Below are 21,889 nucleotides of genomic sequence, written 5' to 3'. Positions count from 1 at the left end.
CTTAATAATAAATTTTTGACTAGTTTACCATGTTGCAATAGATGGTCGTCAACGCAATAAAATATGGCGCTTCTGTACTTATCTATACTTTTTAGACATACGTCCGGCTAAAAATGCACCTGCTGCAACAGCTAAAATTGTATTTGTCTTTTTCGTAAATACTTGTTTTGTAACTAGTGTCAGGTTTTGCGGGCGTTCTGCCAAACGACGCATAAAATAGCCGTACCAATCATTACCAAATGGTACATACGTACAGAAGTTATATCCTTCCTTTGCAAGGCCCAACTGCATTTCTTTGCGGAAGCCATAAAGCATTTGGAACTCAAATTTATCATTAGGAATATTATGCTTATCGACAAAATGTTTTACATGATTAATTACATTGTGATCATGTGTCGCAATCGAAGTGAATTTGCCATGTAGTAAATGATATTCAATCTGCTCGATAAACTTGCGGTCGATATCGGCTTTATTTTGGTAAGCGACAGACTCATCTTCTTTGTAAGCGCCTTTTACAATACGTAAACGGTAATCTTTAAAACGTTCTACATTTTCATCTGACTCGAAAAAGTATGCTTGAATAACTGTACCTACATTATCGTATTCAGCATGGATCTTTTCCAATAGCTCAAATGAAGGGTGTAGACGAGCATAGTTTTCCATATCAAAATTAACAAAAATCTGATATTCATTTGCCAATGCAACGATTTCTCTTAAATTTTCATAGCTAAATTCAAAATCAATATCCAACCCTAACTGAGAAGGTTTTAAAGAAATATGTGCATCCAGATTTTCACTGTGAATGCGTTCGATTACTGCCAAAATTTGCTCTTTTGCAGCAAGCGCAGCAGACTTCTCAAACACAAATTCCCCTAGATTATCGACAGTGCAAGAAATACCCTGTGTATTTAAATGCTTGATGCTTTCTATAACTTCATCGATATTTGTACCTGCAACGACACTTTGCGCCCCCAGCTTAAATCCGTATTTTTGGGCTGCAGAATTTAATGTTTGATTCTCTGAAAGTGCGATAAAAAAATCTTTTAATGACATTTTAAATAGTCCCCCTGCGAATAAAAAAGTTTTTTAATGTTATTGAGCAGAGTATAAAACAAAAAATTCAAAAAAGGAAATAGAATTTGAGAGGATTAATGTTTACTAGATGAAAAAGTGAGAAATATCAACGGTTTTTAAAGCAAAAAAATTTTGCTGAAATACTTTCTTAAAACGTTTATATGCTCTAAAAAACATGATTTATAAAACATGCAATAAAATATTGCACTAAGGAAAATGGAAAAGAGACCCACTAGTAGCGGGTCTCTTAAATGGTAATTAATACAAAATATTACCAATTTTATTTACGTTTTAGACGATATTGCAAACCTTGACGATGAATGCCCAGTGCTTTAGCTGTCTGCGAAATATTTCCGTCATTCAGCTGTAAGGCGTGTGAAATATAATAGTCCTCAACTTTACGCATATATTCATCAAGAGGCTGCAATGTCTGTTCGGAGAAATCGAATAATTTTTGCTGTTCAGAGGCAGTTGGCTCTGCTTGCTGGAGCTTCCACTTGAAGTATGCAGGGATATGTATAAGTTCCACATATTCTTCTGTTGTTAGTAAGGCACTAATATCATCCAGTAAAACTTCAAGTTCTTTTAAATTTCCAGGCCAGTCGTAGTTCTGGAAAATTTCCTCGATTTCAGGTGCTAATCCTTTAACTGAGCTGCCATAAGCAATGCGTCGGCGAGCAAAATAATCGTCCACGAAGGGCTTAATATCTTCACGGCGCTCCCGGAGTGCGGGTACTTGTATTGTTAAGTTCGAAAATAAGTAATACAGGTTTTTGGACAGATGACCTTTCTGGATTAAGTCAATCGGATCTTCACCAATACTTGCAATGAAGACATGGTTACGTTCGGTATGTTTTTCCAGAAGCTCCACGATGCGGTTCTGTGCTTCATCTGATAAAAATTCAATCCGCTCGGCAAAAAACGTATAGTTTTTTTCCTCGGCAATATATTTTTCTATTTGAGTGAGCAATGTTTTTTCATTGCGTCGGCAAATAAGTGTGATGAAGCGTTCGTTTTTTTCAGCAAGCTCATGATGAATACCTTCTGCAATCATATCTTTCCCTGTTCCGGATTCACCGACAAGCATAACCGGAATTCGACCGAGTGCGGCAATTTTAGCTTGCTGAATTACTTGCTTCATTGATTTTGAAACAGCAGTAATAATATCAAAAGTTAATGGAGCACCGTAACGACTTAGAGGACGGTCCATCAAAAATTCCTGCTGAGTAATATCGCGGGAAAATTGAATGGCGATTTTCGTACCGTCATTTAGGGTATATGGATAATAGTCATTCATCATTGTTACTTCTTCATCACGGGCATTCCAGAACGTTTGCTTAATATGTTTGAAGCTTTGACCTGAAGCTAAAACTTTTTGCAGCATATTTTGCTCCAAGTTAAAGTCGAGTGACTGTGATAAAAAGCGTTGTGTAATTTGTTCAAGTGATTCACCGGTAAGCTCGCGCATTTTTTTGTTGTATACGATGACTCGTCCATTTTCGTCAATAGCGCAAAGACCGGTTTCTATTTTTTCAATCATAAATTCAAAAACACTAGAGCGATCTAGTTGATTCATGCGGTGTAACCCCCTCCATTTTATTTTAGCATGGGAATGTCAAAATGAGATAATTTGCGTAATTTAGAAAAAATAATTGATTTAAGCATTATTATATTGCATAATTCAAATTAAGAAACATAATATGATGCAAAATAATATTGCACTTAATATCGGAGGTAATGATAAATGATTAACTATAAACATGAACCATTTACAGATTTCTCGGTAGAAGAAAACAAGCAAGCTTATTTGGAAGCGCTTAAAAAAGTAGAATCACAGCTTGGTGCCGATTATCCTCTAATTATCGGTGGCGAACGTATTACAACAGAAGAAAAAATTGTATCATATAACCCGGCTAAGAAAACAGAAGTGATTGGCTCTGTTTCAAAAGCTTCAAAAGACTTGGCTGAAAAAGCGATGCAAGAAGCAGATAAAGCATTCAAGTCATGGAAAAAAGTTAAACCTGAAATTCGTGCAGACGTATTATTCAAAGCAGCGACAATTATCCGCCGCCGCAAGCATGAGTTTTCTGCATGGTTGACGAAAGAAGCAGGTAAGCCTTGGAATGAAGCGGATGCAGATACTGCAGAAGCAATCGACTTTTTAGAATACTATGGCCGTCAAATGCTGGAAATGAAAGATGGTCGTAAAGTAGAAAGCCGTCCGAATGAATACAACCGTTATGACTATATTCCACTAGGGGTCGGGATTGTTATTTCTCCTTGGAACTTCCCGTTCGCTATTATGGCAGGTACAACTGTTGCAGCTGTTGTTACTGGTAACACAGTATTATTAAAACCAGCATCAACTACACCGGTTGTCGCTTATAAATTTATTGAAGTGCTTGAAGAAGCAGGTTTACCAAAAGGCGTAGTAAACTTCGTACCTGGTAGTGGAGCAGAAGTAGGGGACTACTTAGTAGACCACCCGAAAACACGCTTCATCAGTTTTACAGGTTCTCGTGATGTCGGCTTACGTATTAACGAACGTGCATCAAAATTAAGTCCAGGTCAAATTTGGATTAAACGTGTCATTGCTGAAATGGGCGGTAAAGATACAATCGTTGTTGATAAGGATGCAGATTTAGAGTTAGCTGCACAGTCCATCGTAAAATCAGCTTTCGGTTTCTCAGGACAAAAGTGTTCAGCATGTTCACGTGTAGTAATCGTAAAAGATGTATATGATCAAGTTGTAAACCGCGTGGAAGAGTTAACGAAATCATTAACAATCGGTGACCCTTCAGACAATAACAACTTTATGGCAACAGTAATCGATTCGGCAGCATTCAAAAAAATCAGTGAGTATATTGAAATCGGTAAAACAGAAGGCCGTCTAGTTGCAGGTGGTACTGCAGATGATTCTGTTGGTTACTTCGTACACCCGACAGTATTTGCCGATGTAGATCCGGAAGCGCGTATTATGAAAGAAGAAATCTTCGGTCCAGTTGTAGCGATTACAAAAGCAGATTCATTTGAAGAAGCGATTGATATCGCAAACAATACTGAATACGGATTAACAGGTGCTGTTATTACAAACGACCGTATGAACTTAGAGTATGCTCGCGAAGAGTTCCATGTTGGAAACCTTTATTTCAACCGCGGCTGTACAGGTGCAATCGTTGGTTACCAACCATTTGGCGGCTTCAACATGTCAGGTACGGACTCTAAAGCAGGCGGACCAGATTATTTAACATTGCATATGCAAGCGAAAACAACATCAGAAGCATTTTAATTATTAAGTAATAGTCATTGGAAATTTCCTTATATAATAGAAAGAACTCCTTCACATTGCCTCGTGAAGGAGTTTTTATTTTGTTCTTCTATTTAGCCCATTCTTTTACTTGTGCATCTGTGCCAAAGACGAAATGACCAGGGCGGGCTTCGATTACTTTAGCTGCCGGATCATGTTCAACATGTTTGTACGGGATACGTGTACGGTTACGTTCATAAGCCGGATCTGGCTGAGGAACTGCAGATAATAGAGACTTTGTATAAGGATGGATTGGGTTATTGTAAATCTCATCCGCACTACCAAGTTCCAATATTTTCCCGCGATACATAACCGCGATTCGGTCTGATATATATTTTACCATCGATAAATCATGGGCAATGAATAAATAAGTTAACCCACGTTCTTTTTGAAGTTGCTTCAGTAAGTTTACTACCTGTGCTTGGATAGAAACATCGAGCGCAGAAATCGGCTCATCGGCAATGATGAAGCTTGGATTTAAACTAAGTGCACGGGCAATGCCGATACGTTGACGCTGCCCGCCAGAAAACTCATGGGCATAACGGTTAGCATGCTCACGTGTCAGTCCAACTGCTTCCAGCAACTCACCAATACGAGCTTGGCGTTCTTTTTTATTTTTATACAGGCCATGGATATCAAAGCCTTCTGCAATTAATTCACCGGCCGTCATACGAGGATTCAAACTCGCATACGGGTCCTGGAAGATCATTTGCATTTCACGATTGAATTGCATTAATTCTTTTCGTGACTTCATCTCTGATATATTTTTGCCTTTAAAGGTAATTTGACCTTCTGTAATATCGTAAAGGCGGATAATTGAACGGCCCGTCGTTGATTTGCCACAGCCGGATTCTCCGACTAAACCTAATGTTTCGCCTTCATACACATCAAAGGAGATACCATCGATCGCTTTAATCGGTTGTTTGGCAGTGCCAAAATACTGTTTTAAGCCTTTTACTTCTAATATTTTATTTGCCATAATTACATGCCCTCCTGTTGATAGCCTTTAATACGGCGTGCTACCGCCTCAGGAACAGGCATTTTTGGTGCATCAGGATGCAGTAGCCAAGTTTTTGCGTAGTGTGTATCTGATACTTTAAACATTGGCGGTTCCATCTCGAAATCGATTTTCATTGCAAATTCATTACGAGGGGCAAATGCATCGCCTTTAGGTGGATCGATCAAGTTTGGCGGTGAACCCGGAATCGCCATTAACAGCTCATCTGTAGAGTTGTTTAAGTCCGGCATAGAGCCAAGTAGACCCCAAGTATATGGGTGCTGTGGATTGTAGAAAATATCTTCTACTGTACCGTACTCAACGATTTGACCTGCATACATGACCGCAACTCGGTCTGCTACATTTGCTACAACACCCAGATCATGGGTAATGAAAATAATCGATGTATTCGATTTCTTTTGAAGCTCTTTCATCAACTCTAAAATTTGTGCCTGTATCGTTACGTCTAATGCTGTTGTCGGCTCATCGGCAATTAATAGTTTTGGATCTGCTGCAAGAGCGATCGCAATAACAACACGTTGGCGCATCCCACCCGACAGTTCGTGAGGGTAAGCTTTATAACGTTTTTCGGGGAAAGGGATCCCTACTTGGTCAAGTAACTCAACCGCACGTTTTTTTGCTTCATCCTTATTTGTAACTTTTTTATGCTTTAGAAGTACTTCAGTAATCTGTGCACCGATACGCATTGTTGGATTTAATGCAGTCATTGGATCTTGGAAAATCATTGAAATATCATTTCCGCGAACTTTCATCATTTCTTTCTCAGATAAAGGAATAATATTGCGACCGTTGAAGTTAATCTCACCACCGGCATAAATACCTGGTGGCTGAGGAATTAACTTCATCAGTGCGTTACTCGTTACGGATTTTCCGGAACCGGATTCCCCGACGATTGCTAATGTTTCGCCCTCGTATAATTCAAAGCTTACTCCGCGTACGGCTTGTACGACACCAGCGTACGTTTTGAAATTAATACGTAAGTCGTTTACTTCTAATACTTTTTTCTTCATTGCGTACACTCTCCTTATTTACGTAATTTCGGATCAAGTGCGTCACGTAAGCCGTCCCCAACTGCGTTAAATGCGAATATTGTAATCGAGATTAAAGCTGCAGGGAACAATAATCGCCATGGTGCAGATTGAAGTGCTTTGAAACCTTCAGAGGCCATCGTACCCCAGCTGGCTAAAGGAGCCTGAACCCCTAAACCTAAGTAGCTTAAGAAACTCTCTGTGAAAATTGCACTTGGAATAGTCATTGTCATTGTTACTAAAATAGCACCCATTGCATTTGGGATTAAGTGACGTTTAATGATGTGCCATTGATTTGCGCCTAATGTACGAGCGGCAAGTACGTATTCCTGATTTTTAATTTTCAGTACTTCACTTCGTACAATACGCGCCATGTTTACCCAACCTGTAATGGAAAGGGCGATAATCATAGGAATTAAACCAGGTTCCATAATTACCAATAAAATAATTACTACTAATAGATAAGGAATTGCCGTCAACACGTCTGCGATACGCATCATAATATTATCGACACGACCACCTGCTAAACCTGCAATACTTCCCCATAAAACACCGATAATCAAATCAATTACAGCGGCAGTAATACCGATGAATAATGAAATTCGAGCGCCTTCCCATGCACGGACGAAAATATCACGCGCAAGGTCATCCGTACCGAACCAATGTGTTGCAGAAGGAGCGGTATTATATAAACCTACATTCTGTTCATATGTATAAGAAGAGAACACCGGCGCAAAAATTGCAAATCCTGCAATTATAATAAGAAGGATTAACCCGAGTACAGCTAACTTGTTATGAGAGAAGCGATAAAATACTTCTTTCCAATAAGATACTTGCTTTTTAGAAAGGGCATCTGTATTTTCTGAACGACCGACAACATCAAACATGTCAGCTGATACTTTTGGTATTTGCTGTTCGTTTTGAGCCATTATTTTTTCGCTCCTTTCAATTTAATACGTGGATCGATGACACTGTATAAAATGTCTACGATTAATACAGCCAGTAATAAAATTAATGAATAGAACACAGTCGTACCCATAATTACCGTATAGTCACGGTTTGTAATACTTGTTACGAAATGGCGGCCAAGTCCTGGCACCGCAAAAATTTGTTCAATAACGAACGAACCTGTAATAACACCGGCAAAAAGTGGACCTAAATACGTTACAACCGGCAATAATGCATTACGTAAAGAGTGCTTGAACACGATTGTCCATTTTCCAAGACCTTTTGCACGAGCAAGCTTTACATACTCACTATTGTTTTGCTCCAACATACTAGAACGAGTAAGTTTAGCAATAAATCCGGCATGGGTAACAGCGATTGCCAATGAAGGTAATATTGTATAGGCAAATCCTTTCCAGCCACTTACCGGGAACCAGCCTGCTTCAAATGCCAAGTAATACTGCAAGAGTCCGGCTAATATGAAGGAGGGAACTGAAATCCCTAAAATTGCAAAAATTGTCGCGGCATAATCTCCAAAGCGGTTATGATACAGTGCTGATACAACGCCGAGTAATACACCAAGACCAATTGCTAAAACCATCGCCTGAAGACCTAAAGCAAGGGATACAGGGAAGCTTTCTGCGATAATGTCATTTGTGGAACGGCCTTTGTATTTCATCGACTCCCCAAAATCAAATGTCATTGTGTCTACTAAATAGTCTTTATATTGGATATACCAAGGATTATCCAACCCATATTTCGCGTTTAACTGTTCTTCGATGGCAGGCGGCAATTCACGTTCGCTCGTGAAAGGGCTACCGGGAGCAAGCTGCATTAGGAAGAACGTCGCTGTAATAATTAAGTACATTGCAAGTACGATATAGAGTAATCGTTTAATGATAAAGTTAAGCAATGTCCGTACCTCCTTTTTATACTATTTTGAAAATTCTTTAAAACTATGAAAGGGAGTGCCCGAAATTTTATTTCGAGGCACTCCCTGTTTACGATGACTTTGCAATTAATTTGACCATCGCAGGAGTAAATTATAAATAGTTAAAATTACTTCATTTTAACGTATTTAAGATTAATGTTACCTAAAGCATCTGGAACCATATTTTCTACTTCGTCAGATACAACATTTAAGTTTGTATTGTAGTAAATAGGCGCTACAGGCATTTCTTCCATAATTACTGCTTCAGCTTCCAATAATTTTTCCGTACGTTTGTCCGGATCAGTTTCAGTGATCGACTCATTTAATAATGCAGTGTATTCATCGTTTGACCAGCCAGTTTGGTTATTGCCGTTCTCTGCAGAGTTATACATTTCTAGGAATGTATACGCATCATTGTAGTCAGCACCCCAACCAAGACGACCGATTTGGTAATCGCCATTTCCAATTTTATCTAAGTACACTTGCCATTCTGAGTTATCAAGTTTAACAGTAATACCTAAATTAGATGACCATCCTTGTTGGATGAATTGTGCGATTGCAGAGTGTGCTTCAGAAGTATTGTATGAAACTTTTACTTCTAAATCAGCAGGATTTGCTAATCCTAATTCTTTCAGACCAGCTTCTAAATATTTCTTCGCTTCTTCGAAATCAGCATCTTTGAAGTAACCTTCATCATCGCCGAAGCCTTCTACAGAGTTTGGCACGATACCTAATGCAGGTTCTTGTTCGCCTTTTACAACATTACTGATTAAGCCTTCACGGTCGATTGCCAATGCTAATGCTTTACGAATGTTTTCGTTTTGCATTACTGGATCTTCTGTATTGAACTTGTACCAGTAAATAGAAGACATATCAGAAACGTTTAATTTGTCTTCAGATTTTAAGCGATCGATTGCATCAAGAGAAATTGTCCCGTAAGGAGCACCTAAGAAATCAATTTCTCCAGCGTCAAACATTGTCATTTGAGTTGTTTCAGACTCAACCATTGCAATGTTTACCGTATCGATATCTACATTTTCTGTATCCCAGTAAGTATCGCTTTTCTCTAAAACGATATCGCCTGAATGGTTCCAAGTAGATAAGTTGTATGCACCGTTCGATACATATGTATCTGCTTCTGTGTACCATTTTGGATCCGCTTCAGCTGTTGCTTTATGGATTGGGTAGAACGTTTTGAATGCTGTTAATTCCAAGAAATATGGAGTTGGAGCATTTAACGTTACTTCCAATGTTTTTTCGTCAATAGCTTTAATCGCCACATCTTCGGCAGTACCTTTACCGTTGTTGTATTCTTCTGCTCCTTTAATAGGGTAAAGGATAGTAGAATATTCAGACGCATTTTCCGGGTTTAATGCCCATTTCCATGCGTATTCAAAATCTTCAGCTGTAACTTTTTCTCCATTTGACCATTGTGCATCACGTAAAGTGAATGTATAAGTTAAAAGATCATCCGATACTTTATAATCTTCAGCGGCAGCTAAAACCGGCTCGCCTTCAACCAATGTTGTTAAACCTTCAAAAGTATTTTCTAAAATTGCGCCAGAAGTTGTATCTGAAGCTAATTGTGGATGTAATGAAGGTGGCTCAGAAGTGATTAGTAAATCTAATTCTTTTTCCCCATCTCCAGATGATGTTGATTTAGTTTCATCTCCTCCACATGCTGCAAGTAATGCAGATAATGAAAGTGCTGTAGCAGTCAATGCGACCTTTTTGTTGCGTTTCATAAATACCCCTCCTAGAAAATCATGTAAATTAAATTTTCTGATAATTTTTTGATGCGTTATTTTAATATATCAGAATATTTGTATGAAATATATACTACATTTGAAATTTTTTATAGATACTAATAAGTAAAACAATTATGAAAATTTTTAATTATTTTACTATAAGGTAATATTATTTGGCTAAAATATTAGATAGTTATAAAATTCTCGAAAGTATTAAGAATCTGCTGTTTTATGTAAATTGTTTTGAAAATTTAGAATTGTATTATTGTGTAACAATTTTGACACATAAAACTTTCTTTTTTTCTTGAAAACATGCAAAATAGAAGAGAGCATTTGAAAGGTGGTATATATATGAAAACAGAACAACAATATTTTGAAGAGAGCAAGTCCATGAAAGAATATATGGATGCAATGTCTCAATTAAAAGAACAAAGCTTTGCTATTTATGAGAGCTTTGAGCTTCCGGAAGATACAGCTTTTATTGAAAAGCTGAAAAATGCCAATGTCCATATTTTAGCTATTACTGAAGACTGGTGCGGGGATGCAATGATTAACAATCCAATCATTCGCAAAGTTGCAGAAGCAGCAGATGTAGAAATTCGTACAGCATTACGCGATGCGGATACAGATTTGATTGATCGTTATTTAACGAATGGTGGACGTGCTATTCCAATGTACTTGATTTTAAATGAAGCAGGAGAAGTAATTACAACATGGGGCCCACGTGCACCGCAATTACAGCAGCTAGTAACCGATTTACGTGCAACATTACCGGATAAAGAAGATCCAACATTTGAAGACGCACAAAAAGCGGTATACGAAAATATGCGCGGACAATATGTAAACGATTCAAAGCTGTGGAGCTATGTATATGAAGATTTTAAAATTAAGGTAACAGCAGCAATATAATTTAACTTAACCTGTTACTTTTACGAGTTCTTACTATATAATATAGTAGGAACTTTTTTCTATTTTAAGCGTATTATTGAAGAGAATATCCTGGGTACTATTGTTGCTTTTCTAAAACAGACAGCAGTATACTTTGGACAGAATGAAAAATATAATTAATCAGGATGAGATCAATATGAAAAGAGCGAGAATTATATATAACCCAACTTCGGGTCGTGAAGTATTTAAGAGACATCTTCCGGAAGTATTGGAGAAACTCGAAATAGCAGGATATGAAACTTCATGTCATGCAACGACTGGTGAAGGTGATGCAACAAAAGCTGCAATTGAAGCAGTAAGTCGCGAATTTGATGTTGTAATTGCGGTAGGTGGAGACGGGACGTTAAATGAAGTAGTGGCAGGTGTTAGTCAATGCGAAAAACGGCCAAAGCTTGGTTTAATTCCAATGGGGACGACAAATGACTTTGCACGGGCTGTTCGTATTCCCCGAAATGTTGAAGAAGCACTAAACATCATTCTTGCAGGGGATACAATACCTGTCGATGTCGGTATATTGAATGAAGACCGCTACTTCATTAACATTGCTGCAGGCGGGCGTATCACCGAGCTGACATACGAAGTACCGAGCAGAATGAAAACGGTACTTGGACAAATGGCGTATTATTTGAAGGCAATTGAAATGATTCCTTCTATTAAAGCAACTCATATGAAAATCCAAATGGATGAAGAAGAGTTTGATGGTAAAGCGATGATGTTTTTATGTGGCTTAACAAATTCAGTAGGCGGTTTCGAAAAAATCGCACCCGATGCATCAATCAACGACGGACTGTTCACTGTTATGATTTTAAAGGAATGCAATATTGCGGATTTCATACGTATTGCTTCATTGGCATTGCGTGGCGAGCATTTATCCGACGAACGTCTCATTTACAGAAAAGCTAGTCGTGTTGTCGTATCATCTGATCAGGAAGTGCATTTAAATCTGGACGGTGAATATGGCGGCGATGCACCAGCTGTTTTCCAAAATTTAAAAAGGCATATTGAAGTATTCGTGCCGAAAGATAAAATTCGTGAAATTGAAACCGATGAAGAAGTAATTTAACTATAGCTTGCAAGGGTAGTGGAATGCCCTTGTGAGTTTTTTGTTTTTATAGGGAAGAGTCGGGGGACGGGGAGTGAGCGGTTTTCTAATATAGTGCTTAAATGTTCTAATAAAATAAATTAAGTTCTAATAAAAGCGGGAAGTTCAAATATAACGCTTTGATCTTCTAATACCGGGTCGAGATGTTCAAATAAACTGAACGAATGTACTACTATCCTCTCAACATTTTCTAATAAAGCCTCTCAATATTCTAATATCCGCATCCGCTAGCTTCATTTGAAAGAACACCCAGAACAGCGTATACAATACCAATTTTCTAATATATATGGTCAAAATACTCGATGAAAATCTAAAAACCTCCACTTCAACAATTATAAACCGTTAAAGTGAAGGCGTTTTAAGTCAATTCCTTTTACAATGTAAATTTATCCATACTTTGTTGCAGCTGTTTTGCCTGATTCGCTAAACGTTTAGAAAGCTCTTCCATTTCATCGACAATTTCAGTTTGAAGTTGTGTCGCATTTGCTACTTGTGCTACATCCGCCATCGTTTTTTCTGTACCTTGCGAAATTTCGATGACTGAAGCCGCAACTTCTTCTGAGCTTGCTGAAATTTGCTGTGATGTAGCAGAAATATGTTCTACACGCTCCGTTATATTGTAAATATTTTCGGTAATCGTGTGAAATGACTGACCGGCACGATCGATGACAACAACACCATCATTTGCACACTTGAGACTGCTTTCCACCGCTTCGCCAACATTTTGGGAATTGTACTGAATAGTTTCAGTTAAATGGACAATTTCATTTGCGGACTTTTTGGATTGCTCTGCGAGTTTGCGAACTTCATCTGCGACTACAGCAAAGCCTTTCCCATGTTCACCAGCTCTAGCCGCTTCAATGGCAGCATTCAAGGCAAGCAGATTCGTCTGATCCGCTATATCAGTAATGGCTTTCGTAATTGTACTAATTTGTCCTGACTGTTCAATTAATACGTTTGAAAGGCTGGAAATCGATTGAGTCGATGCATATACTGTTTCCATTTGCTGCATCGCTTCGTCAATAATTTTTACCCCGTCATTAGCAAACTGGGTTAATGTAACAGCACCACTATGCAATTCTTGTGTTGAGCAGGCAATCGAATTAATTCCCTGTGCCGTCTCATCTACAGCAAGGGCACTTTCGTTTGCCCCAATTGTCATCGTTGCGGCGGTCTGTGCAGTATGCTCAATCAGTTCATTAATATGAGCTGTTTCCGATGAAATTGTCTCACTGTTTTTCATAAGTGCATCCGCCGAATTGCTAAGCTGATTTGCGTTTTGCTGAATGCTTACTAACAATTCCTCGAAATTACACTGCAATGAAATAAAAGCATTCGACAGCATACCAAATTCATCTTTTGTGCGAACTGGTTTGTGTGAAACTTTAATATCCCCGCCAGCCATATGTTCCAGATCTTTTGTAATTGACTGGAGGCGCAGTGTAATGCCGTATTTCGTATAAATCATGTAGGAAGCTATAACAAGGAGCGCAATAATAATGAATATAACGGATAAAATCATCGATAGTGAAATCATGTTTTTCGTATTATTCACAACTTTATCAAGTTCGGTATTTTCAATTTGTTCCACTTTCCCGGCAAGCTCGCTTGTGAAATTGCTCGTATATGTATAGTCACCATTCACCACTGACAGCGCGGCTGAAATATCACGTGTCTGTACAGATGAAATCACTCTATCCATTTGTTCGGCAATGATTTCTGATTGGTCTTTTAAGTTATTAATAATCGGTGCAGCATCCGATGATATATTTTTGCCCTGCACTTCCTCGATAAGTTGGACGAGGCTAGTTGTATGGCTGTTTAGTGAATCCAAGTTATTTTGAGAAGGGTCTACTGCATAGGCACGAGCATAGATGCCTTGCGACAGTATATGTTGCTGGATAGCGTTAATCCGCTGAACCTGTGCCATTTGTACATCGACAGCTTTGGAAACTTCATCACCAATCCGGGAAAACTGAACGGTTGCAAATCCGATTGAAAATAAAAGCACCATCCCGATTAAAATAAAGCCAATATTAAGTTTTTTTCGAACTGACATATGCCTCAATCTCCTTGAAATTAATAGAATTATTAGAGTTATAAGGTAAATTATATAGGCAATACTTACTGAATACTAGAACAAAAGTAATAATTGGATAGTCAGAACATTAGTAGAAAGTATAATAAGTGCAAATTATATGGAGCATGGTACAATAAAGTGATTGAAATGAGAGGAAGAAATGAACATGTCTGCACCTATTAAAAAAAATGATCGTCAAACAGTTTATATAGAAGATTTAACACATGATGGCAATGGCGTCGCGAAAATCGATGGCTATCCATTATTCATACAAGGGGCACTTCCTGGAGAAACTGCCGAGATTCATGTAATGAAAACATTAAAGAATTATGGGTTTGCAAAAGTAGTGAATATACTGGAAAAGTCGCCTGATCGTGTAGAAGCGCCATGTGTCTATTTTTCGCAATGTGGGGGATGTCAATTACAGCATCTTTCGTATGAGGGACAATTAAAATGGAAACAAAATATGGTCGCAAATGTGATGAAGCGTCTTGGTAAAATCGACGCACCTGTCCATCCGGTAAAAGGGATGGAAGAGCCTTGGCATTACCGCAACAAATCACAAATACCTTTTGCGCAAAACGAATCAGGTCAGATGGTGGCAGGCTTCTATAAAACGAAGTCACACTCAATTGTTGATATGGAACGTTGTTTAATTCAAACAGGAGAAGCCGATGTTGTCATGGCAGACTTGAAACGTGAGTTGGAAATTTTAGGTTTGCGTCCGTATGATGAAAAATCCCATCAAGGCATGCTGCGTCATGTTGTCGTTCGTAAAGGTCGCGCAACAGGCGAAGTAATGGTCGTACTCGTTACAAAATCTAAGAAATTCCCGCAGGCGAGCGCGGTAATCGAAAAAATCCGAGCGCTTATCCCGAATGTCACGTCCATTGTCCAAAATGTAAACGGCGAGAAAACAAACGTTATATTCGGCAATGACACATTCACACTTTGGGGCAAGGATACAATTGAAGATACAATCGGCAATGTCCGTTTTGAAATTTCGGCACGCTCGTTTTATCAAGTCAACCCGGTTCAAACAGAAGTGCTTTATAAACAGGCGCTGGACTATGCACAATTGACAGGCAATGAACGCGTAATCGATGCCTACTGCGGTATCGGATCCATTTCACTGTTTTTAGCCCAAAAAGCGGGTCATGTAATGGGTGTTGAAATAGTCGAGCAGGCAATCGAAGACGCAAAACGCAATGCCGCATTAAACGGTTTTACAAACACATATTTCGAAGCTGGCCCGGCAGAGGAAGTCATTCCCCGCTGGTACAAAGAAGGTAAGGAAGCAGATGTATTAGTAGTCGATCCGCCGCGTAAAGGCTGTGATGAAGCGTTATTGAGTACAATCATCGAGCAAAAACCGAAGCGTGTAGTTTACGTATCGTGCAATCCCGCAACCCTTGCGCGCGACCTCCGTATTTTAGAAGACGGCGGATATAAAACGCAGGAAGTACAGCCGGTCGATATGTTCCCGCACACGACACACTGTGAAGCGGTTGCTTGGTTGGAGTTAGTATAGAAGTACAATAAAAAAGCTGTGTCAAAAATCCACATTGTATGGGGATTTTAGCACAGCTTTTTTGAGGTTAAAAATGCTTTTACGCATCAATTTTTTGAGTTAATTTTGTATTAAAGTGATTTTAATAATTTAATTACATCTTTGGCAACTGCGCCACCTGATGCAGGATTTTGTCCTGTAACAATCCGATTATCAGTTACAGTGAATACTGACCAATCAGCATCTTTTACGTAATTAGCACCTTTACGAACAAGTTCATCTTCAGTTAAAAATGGAACGACTTTATCTAGTCCAACAGCCATTTCTTCTGTGTTAGTAAAACCGGTCACTTTAGTATTTTTAATTAAATATTCACCATCACCATTTTTAATATTTAATAATCCTACAACTCCATGACAAACAGCAGAAACAACGCCACCGTTAGCGTGAATAGTGCTTGCAATGTTTTGCAGGTATTCGTCTTCTGGGAAATCCCACATAACTCCATGACCACCTGCATAATAGATAGCATCATAATCATTTGGGTTAATAGAGTCAGCCGGCAAAGTAGTGCTTAGTTTATTTAAGAATTCAGCATTTGCGTAATATTGCCAATCTAATTCTGTCATTTGATCAGCTTGTAAACTATGTGGGTCAAGTGGTGTATGGCCACCTTTAGGGCTCACATAATCAATTTCATACCCTGCTTTTTCTATTTCAGCTGCAAAGTGAACAGCTTCTCCTAACCATAATCCTGTTGCACGATCTAAATTGGGATACTTAGAGGTATTCGTTACTACTAATAATATCTTTTTCATTATACAATCTCCTTTAAGTTTGATACTATCAAGCTTATAGGTTAAACCATACTTTAAGTCAAGGAGGACACCTCGTGTATACAATTCAACAAGCGAGCCTCTTAATTGAAATACCTGCAAGTTCAATTCGATACTATGAAAAAATAGATTTAATTCCACCAATAAAAAGAAATGAACAAAAGCATCGAATATTTGATGAACAAGACATTGAACTTTTAAAATTAATTAAATGTTTTCGAAGTCTAGGCATGTCAATTGAGGATATAAGAGAAAATATATCAACGCTGAATTTAGAGCAGGAAGAGATTAATACACAAGCTATATTAATTCAGCATAAGAAAAAACTAGAAGAGCAAATTGACATTTTAAATTCTTTTATTAGTGAAATTGATCAGAAAATAATTCCTACATTATCAGATACAGATTTAAAATAACGTTAAAAGATTAAGCTGAGTGATTCTACTACATCATTCGGTTTTTTTGTTGTTTTAAAATGAAAATATAACTTGTCAATATCATTAATTTACAGGAAGCATAATAACAAATGGGGATGAAAAGAAGCTGCCTTGAGCGTGACCTTCTTGAAAATATTTGAATGCTCCGGTTATTTCACTTAACTTGAGTAAATTAATATATACGTTTGTTCTATAAATGAGTTTCATAAATATGCATATTAATGGAATTTAATTTTATATATATGTAAAAATAATGAATAATTTGTAATATATGTTATTAATTTAACTTTTGTGCGCTATTATTAAATTTGTAATTATAAAGGAGGGAATATTGTGAAAAAAAGCTTTTTATCAGTTTTGTTAACGATATCATTATTAGTCTCGTTACCGTTTTCTGCTTTTGCAAACGATTCAACAACTGGGTTAGCTGCCAGTCAAGAATCAAATGTAACTATTGAAGATTTTCTTGAAGAAGCTGTCACAGCTTTAACTTTTCAGCATGCTTCGGACTATATGAGAACAGAAGTCATTGAAAATTGGCTTGGTGATTATGAGTTCGAAAATACAAGCAACTATATTACTGAAAAACAGGCTGCACTTATTTTAGTAAAAGCCCTTGGTGCAGAAACAAATGAGGAAACGCTCGATGATTATAGAAAAACAGCTGAAAAGCTAGGATTTTTTAAAGGTGTTTCCGATTTACAGCTGATTACAAAAGCAAAGGTTTACAAAATGTTTAGTAATGTAAAAGACTATCAAAACAAAGATATTGATAACACAGGGGTACAGGAAATATCTGTCGAAGATTTTATGCGAAATCCTGGTAGTTTAGGTTATCAATTATCTCCAGATGGCGAATATATTGCTTACGCTGCAGAATGGCAAAGCAGGTTAAATGTTTTTATAAAGAATATGGATGATGAGAGCGAGCCTGTGCGAGTAACAAGTACAACTGATCGAGATATCGCGGGGCTTTTCTGGAAAGATAATAATATGTATTATTTGAAGGATAATGGGGGAGATGAAAATTATCATATTTACTCATCTTCATTTAACGGTGCAGAAGAAAAAGATTTAACGCCGTACCCGAATGTTGTCGTACTTCCTATCGATTATTTGAAAGATGTTGAAGATGAAATTTTAATCATGATGAACAAAGAAGATGCAACGGTATTTGATGTTTATAAATTAAACGTAAAGACGGGTGCAACGAAGTTAGTAGCAAAAAATCCTGGGAATATTTTAAGCTGGATTCCCGATAGCAATGGACAAATTCGAATGGCTGTAGCATCTGACGGTGTAGTAGGTGCTGTTTTATATCGTGAAACAGAAGAAGATGAGTTCCAACCCTTTATCTCAATTGATGCTGGTGAAACAGTTTCACCACTAGGATTTTCTAGAGACAATCAATTTATTTATGCCGTATCTGATAAGGGTCGAGATAAAGCGGCACTAGTAAAATATGATTTAGAGGGCAAAGAAGAAGTAGTTTTCTCAAATCCACTCGTAGATATTTCAGGGGCTCTTTACAGCTCAACAAAAGATCAACTTCTTTACGCTGCGTATATCACAGATAAAGTTCACTATAATTTCTTTGATAGCGAGTTTGAAAATCTTTTCAATAAAATGAAAGACCAACTTGGTGTAAGTGCAAGTGAATTTGGGATTAACGATTACAATAAGGAAATGACGAAATTTATCGTAAGTGTTTCAAGCGATACTGTTTATGGAAAGTATTATTATTATGATGCTGAAACAGAAACAATGACATTATTAGCAGAGTTAGGCTCATGGTTGGATGCTGGTAATTTGGCGGAGATGCATTCTATTTCCTATGAAGCGAGAGACGGTCTAATAATTCATGGTTATTTAACATTACCAAAAAATAAAATAGCTGAAGATTTACCGTTAGTTGTCATTCCGCATGGTGGTCCATGGGCTCGGGATATGTGGGGCTTTAATAATGAAGTACAGTTATTAGCAAATCAAGGATATGCAGTTCTTCAAGCGAACTTTAGATCATCCACAGGTTATGGTAAAGAGTTCCTTGAAGCGGGCAACAAACAATGGGGATTAAAAATTCAAGATGATATTACAGATGGAGTACAATGGGCAATTGATTTGGGTATCGCTGATGCAGAAAAGATCGGTATTTACGGTGCTTCCTTTGGGGGATATGCAACATTGGCCGGTATAACATTCACACCAGACTTATATGCTGCAGCAGTTGATTATGTAGGGGTTTCGAACATCTTTACATTATTGGAAACAATCCCTCCATATTGGGAAACACAACGAAATATGTTCTATGAGCGTGTAGGCCACCCTGAAAAGGATAAAGAACTGTTAAAAGCTGCTTCACCGGTATTCCATGTCGATAAAATTAAAACACCTTTATTTGTAGCACAAGGGGCGAATGATCCGCGTGTGAATAAACAAGAATCAGACCAAATCGTACAGGCACTTAAAAATAGAGGTGTGGAAGTTGAGTATATGGTAAAAGACAATGAAGGTCACGGCTTTGCAAATGAAGAAAACCGAATTGAATTTTATAGTGCATTGGTAGACTTCTTTGCGGAATATTTAAAGTAAACTATTGCTCACTTCACACCCGCCACATGTTGTAGCGGTCGCTTGGTTGGAGTTAGTTTAATATAAAGATAAAAAAGCGGGGCTATCCTAAGAGTAGAACGACTCTTTCGGATAGCCCCGTTTCATATAATCATTTAAATTGTAGATTCCGCCGGGAAAAAGTTAGGTAATTGTCGTTCGCGTTTATCAAGGACAATTTGTTCTGGTTTGATACCTTGTTCACGTAACGTATCAATGTTTTGCATAATAAACTCGTCGCTGCCGACAACATAAAACAGACCGTCTCGATCAGCAGCAAGTTTTTTCACTTCTTCATAGTAATCTTTACGATTATCGACGTACTGTGATGTGAAGTTTTTATCAGGTGCAGATTCGAAAATATCGGTAAATAAGTAGTCTTTTGTTGAATCGATAGTAAGCGAATGAATGCGATTAATGTTGTCAGGACGTTCAAAATAAGTAAGTACAAGCGGTCTAAACGTTGCAAGACCTACACCGGAAGACAATAAGTAAATATTTCTATTTTGTCTTTTCAGCGGTACATTGGAATGGATTTTAAAGAGTGCAACTTTATCGCCGACTTCGAGATTTCTTAAAATCGATTTAAATTCAGAGCACAGTTCTTTAATACGGGTTGTTATCCCGACAGTCTGCTCATTTGGTAATGTGGAGATTGACATATGACGAACTAAGCTTTTATTTGGCTGATCACCAGCATTGAAACCTTCTAATGCAAGGTGGGTGTGGGCGCCTTCTTCCCATGTGAAGTCTTCGGGAAGGTCGAGCAAAAACGTTTTAACTTCTGGTGTTTCATCAATAATTTTGTTTATTTTCGTCCAATATATTTGCATAAAACATTCTCCTTAAGTAATGCTAATTTTCTTTATAGTTATAGTATATCACAGATGATAAACATTCTCATTTAAAACTATCCGTAATTACATTAATTTATTGGAAACGCCAGTAGTAAAAAGGGTTATGAGAGCAAAAAAAGAAGAACGATTTACTGATATAGAAAATCGTTCTTCTTACTTTATTATTATGCAACGATTAAAGCTTCTCTACATTATGATTTAAACGCGTAAGAAACTGTTTAAGCTGCTGTAATTCGCTATCTGAAAAATCTTCATAAAGGTCATTCAGAAATTGATCTTTAAACATTGTGCAACCTTCAAGTAATGCTCGTCCTTTATCGGTAATCGTTACAAGAACTTCTCGGTTGTTCTTTGCATTGCGTTGACGTTCCACATATTGCTGTTCTTCAAGCAGCTTTAAATGGCGCGTAATTGCAGATTGATCGATAGCTAAAGATTGTTGCAGAACCTTTTGAGAAACGCTTCCTTTTTTTATTAAAGAAACTAATATTTCATATCTCGTTAAACTGACTTCTGTTCTTTTTTCAAATATTTGTGTTACATGACGGTCTAATCTTTTTAACATCATGATCATCTGTTTTTTATCATCCAAACAAACTTCCATACTATACCTCCTTACATTGATTGCTCTTCGTTCCAAGTATCCCTATATGGTAGCATTTCCGTTCATTCGGATAAAGTCTAAAAAATTTTAATTGAACATGTCAGGCAAAGGCTCCTATAAGTCCATTAGCTAGAAAAACGAATAACTTGGTCGAATGGTAAACGAGATGAATTACGTGCTGGCATAGCAGCTTTTCCGATAGCGATTAAAATCATCGGAACCTCATTGGCAGGCAACTCATATCTTTTAGCGAATGCTGCTTTATCAAAGCCGCCCATTATTACTGTGTCATAGCCCATGTCCTTCGCTAAAAGTACGATTTGCATAGAAATTAAACCTGAATCCAAATGTGCAATATTACTGCGTTCAGCATCCGAAAAATTGCTGTACGATGCTTCAGAATTTGAAATCATCATATCTGCAATTTCACGTGGCATATAGCCTAACTCAACATTTAAATCATTAATTTGCTTAGCATTTTTATACATTTCGATATCGCCAATGACTGCAATTATTGCAGATGATGTTTCAATTTGTTCCTGATTAAATCCAGCGATGCGCAACTCTTTCTTTTGCTCCTGATCGTCAATAACAAGGAAGCGCCAAGGCTGTAAGTTACTTGATGAAGGTGCTGATGTTGCTTGCTGTAAAATATGTTGAATTGTCTCACGGGGAATCGTAACACCAGGTTCATATTTACGAACTGATTTACGTTCATCCATTAATTTTTCTAAAGCTGATTTTTGTTGTGACATTTTTTTCACCCTTCTTTATCGAAATTGGAGTAGGATTTTATTTTAGTTGATGAGTCAACAATTGACAAGTCATATGTTTTGAAAAGATTCTCTGAGCGG

The 21,889-nt window shown here is 37.6% G+C and carries 18 protein-coding genes; 6 read left to right on the top strand and 12 right to left on the bottom strand.

The features are described 5' to 3' along the window. Nucleotides 1-78: 78 nt before the first annotated feature. Together MHH37_RS18775 and MHH37_RS18770 are read right to left on the bottom strand one after the other, a co-directional pair. Nucleotides 79-1,053, bottom strand: coding sequence for a proline dehydrogenase family protein (locus MHH37_RS18775; RefSeq protein WP_342574229.1), 975 nt, complete (start codon nt 1,051-1,053; stop codon nt 79-81). Between the two features lie 301 nt (nt 1,054-1,354). Next, nucleotides 1,355-2,650, bottom strand: a complete 1,296-nt coding sequence (locus MHH37_RS18770; RefSeq protein WP_342574228.1) for a sigma 54-interacting transcriptional regulator — start codon at nt 2,648-2,650, stop codon at nt 1,355-1,357. A 168-nt stretch (nt 2,651-2,818) separates the two neighbouring features. On the opposite strand from MHH37_RS18770, the gene pruA reads away from it, so the two are divergent. Next, on the top strand, nt 2,819-4,363 hold the full coding sequence (gene pruA, locus MHH37_RS18765) for an L-glutamate gamma-semialdehyde dehydrogenase (RefSeq protein ID WP_342574227.1): 1,545 nt from the start codon (nt 2,819-2,821) through the stop codon (nt 4,361-4,363). 88 nt (nt 4,364-4,451) lie between these two features. Here the strand turns inward: pruA and MHH37_RS18760 are convergent, their stop codons facing one another. The 5 genes from MHH37_RS18760 to MHH37_RS18740 form a co-directional block, all read right to left on the bottom strand. Further along, nucleotides 4,452-5,360, bottom strand: coding sequence for an ATP-binding cassette domain-containing protein (locus MHH37_RS18760; protein ID WP_342574225.1), 909 nt, complete (start codon nt 5,358-5,360; stop codon nt 4,452-4,454). A gap of 2 nt (nt 5,361-5,362) precedes the next feature. After that, nucleotides 5,363-6,409, bottom strand: a complete 1,047-nt coding sequence (locus MHH37_RS18755) for an ABC transporter ATP-binding protein (protein WP_008405512.1) — start codon at nt 6,407-6,409, stop codon at nt 5,363-5,365. 14 nt (nt 6,410-6,423) lie between these two features. Continuing rightward, nucleotides 6,424-7,356 carry an ABC transporter permease gene (locus tag MHH37_RS18750; RefSeq protein ID WP_008405516.1) on the bottom strand — a complete coding sequence of 311 codons (933 nt, stop codon included), beginning with the start codon at nt 7,354-7,356 and terminating at the stop codon, nt 6,424-6,426. Next, nucleotides 7,356-8,285, bottom strand: coding sequence for an ABC transporter permease (locus MHH37_RS18745; protein ID WP_008405519.1), 930 nt, complete (start codon nt 8,283-8,285; stop codon nt 7,356-7,358). Before MHH37_RS18745 ends, MHH37_RS18750 begins: the two co-directional genes overlap by 1 nt. Nucleotides 8,286-8,431: 146 nt before the next feature. Continuing rightward, a complete protein-coding gene (locus MHH37_RS18740; RefSeq protein WP_008405521.1) occupies nt 8,432-10,048 on the bottom strand; it encodes a peptide ABC transporter substrate-binding protein in 1,617 nt (538 codons plus the stop codon). A 354-nt stretch (nt 10,049-10,402) separates the two neighbouring features. Here MHH37_RS18740 and MHH37_RS18735 point away from each other — a divergent pair, with 354 nt between their 5' ends. Both MHH37_RS18735 and MHH37_RS18730 read left to right on the top strand, forming a co-directional pair. Further along, nucleotides 10,403-10,960: a thioredoxin family protein gene (locus MHH37_RS18735; RefSeq protein ID WP_342574223.1), complete on the top strand. Its 558-nt coding sequence runs from the start codon at nt 10,403-10,405 to the stop codon at nt 10,958-10,960. Between the two features lie 175 nt (nt 10,961-11,135). After that, nucleotides 11,136-12,062, top strand: coding sequence for a diacylglycerol kinase (locus MHH37_RS18730; protein WP_342574222.1), 927 nt, complete (start codon nt 11,136-11,138; stop codon nt 12,060-12,062). A gap of 412 nt (nt 12,063-12,474) precedes the next feature. Here MHH37_RS18730 and MHH37_RS18725 read toward each other — a convergent pair whose 3' ends face one another. Then, on the bottom strand, nt 12,475-14,160 hold the full coding sequence (locus tag MHH37_RS18725) for a methyl-accepting chemotaxis protein (protein WP_342574221.1): 1,686 nt from the start codon (nt 14,158-14,160) through the stop codon (nt 12,475-12,477). Nucleotides 14,161-14,347: 187 nt separating this feature from the next. On the opposite strand from MHH37_RS18725, the gene rlmD reads away from it, so the two are divergent. Continuing rightward, a complete protein-coding gene (rlmD, locus tag MHH37_RS18720; RefSeq protein WP_014822625.1) occupies nt 14,348-15,712 on the top strand; it encodes a 23S rRNA (uracil(1939)-C(5))-methyltransferase RlmD in 1,365 nt (454 codons plus the stop codon). A 110-nt stretch (nt 15,713-15,822) separates the two neighbouring features. Here rlmD and MHH37_RS18715 read toward each other — a convergent pair whose 3' ends face one another. Beyond that, nucleotides 15,823-16,509, bottom strand: a complete 687-nt coding sequence (locus tag MHH37_RS18715) for a type 1 glutamine amidotransferase domain-containing protein (RefSeq protein WP_342574220.1) — start codon at nt 16,507-16,509, stop codon at nt 15,823-15,825. A 74-nt stretch (nt 16,510-16,583) separates the two neighbouring features. Between MHH37_RS18715 and MHH37_RS18710 the strand changes: the two genes are divergently transcribed. Next, nucleotides 16,584-16,943 carry a MerR family transcriptional regulator gene (locus MHH37_RS18710; protein ID WP_342574219.1) on the top strand — a complete coding sequence of 120 codons (360 nt, stop codon included), beginning with the start codon at nt 16,584-16,586 and terminating at the stop codon, nt 16,941-16,943. Nucleotides 16,944-17,297: 354 nt separating this feature from the next. After that, nucleotides 17,298-19,556, top strand: coding sequence for a S9 family peptidase (locus MHH37_RS18705; RefSeq protein WP_342574218.1), 2,259 nt, complete (start codon nt 17,298-17,300; stop codon nt 19,554-19,556). A 134-nt stretch (nt 19,557-19,690) separates the two neighbouring features. On the opposite strand, the gene MHH37_RS18700 is transcribed toward MHH37_RS18705, so the two are convergent. From MHH37_RS18700 to MHH37_RS18690, 3 genes are all read right to left on the bottom strand, one after another. After that, entirely contained in the window at nt 19,691-20,407 is a 717-nt protein-coding gene (locus MHH37_RS18700) for a dihydropteridine reductase (protein ID WP_342574217.1), read from the bottom strand. Nucleotides 20,408-20,606: 199 nt separating this feature from the next. Next, a complete protein-coding gene (locus MHH37_RS18695; RefSeq protein ID WP_014822630.1) occupies nt 20,607-21,035 on the bottom strand; it encodes a MarR family transcriptional regulator in 429 nt (142 codons plus the stop codon). A 125-nt stretch (nt 21,036-21,160) separates the two neighbouring features. Next, a complete protein-coding gene (locus tag MHH37_RS18690) occupies nt 21,161-21,790 on the bottom strand; it encodes a nitroreductase family protein (RefSeq protein WP_342574215.1) in 630 nt (209 codons plus the stop codon). Between the last annotated feature and the right edge of the window lie 99 nt (nt 21,791-21,889).

The organism is Solibacillus sp. FSL K6-1781 (assembly GCF_038630735.1).
GTDB lineage: Bacteria > Bacillota > Bacilli > Bacillales_A > Planococcaceae > Solibacillus > Solibacillus silvestris.
Note: the sequence above shows the minus strand (reverse complement) of the source record. Positions and strands in the feature narration are given on the sequence as shown.